Source organism: Rhizobacter sp. P3_B12 (assembly GCF_056402895.1).
In genome coordinates this window covers 1-548 of sequence record NZ_JBFUGN010001770.1, presented here as the reverse complement: position 1 = coordinate 548, position 548 = coordinate 1, and the positions used below count along the sequence as shown (strand labels likewise).

Genomic DNA, 548 nt, shown 5'->3' with positions numbered 1-548 from the left:
CCTCGGGCTGTTCGCGATGTCGCTCGACCTGGTGCTGGGCTACGCCGGCATCGTGTCGCTCGGGCATGCGGCGTTCTTCGGCTTCGGCGCCTACGCGGCGGCGCTGTTCGCGAAGCACGTGATGCCCGATCCGCTGGTCGGGCTGGCGGTGGCGATCGCGGCATCGGCGCTGCTCGGCGCGTTCAGCAGCCTGCTGATCCTGCGCGGCTCCGACCTGACGCGGCTGATGGTGACGCTCGGCGTGGCGGCCTACGCGGCGGCGCTGTTCGCGAAGCACGTGATGCCCGATCCGCTGGTCGGGCTGGCGGTGGCGATCGCGGCATCGGCGCTGCTCGGCGCGTTCAGCAGCCTGCTGATCCTGCGCGGCTCCGACCTGACGCGGCTGATGGTGACGCTCGGCGTGGCGCTGGTGGGAGGTCGCGCTCGGGCTGGTCGCGCGCGGCTCCTGCGTGTTCGCCGGCGAGCATGCGCTGCTGCTCAACGAGATCGCGATCCTCGGGCTGTTCGCGATGTCGCTCGACCTGGTGCTGGGCTACGCCGGCATCGTG

Annotated in this window: 1 protein-coding gene; it reads left to right on the top strand. The window is 71.7% G+C overall.

Annotated features, from left to right (window positions below; genetic code table 11):
• Window positions 1-548: ABC transporter permease subunit (locus AC1D01_RS38130; RefSeq protein ID WP_477875206.1), on the top strand; the 548-nt coding region annotated here is incomplete at both ends.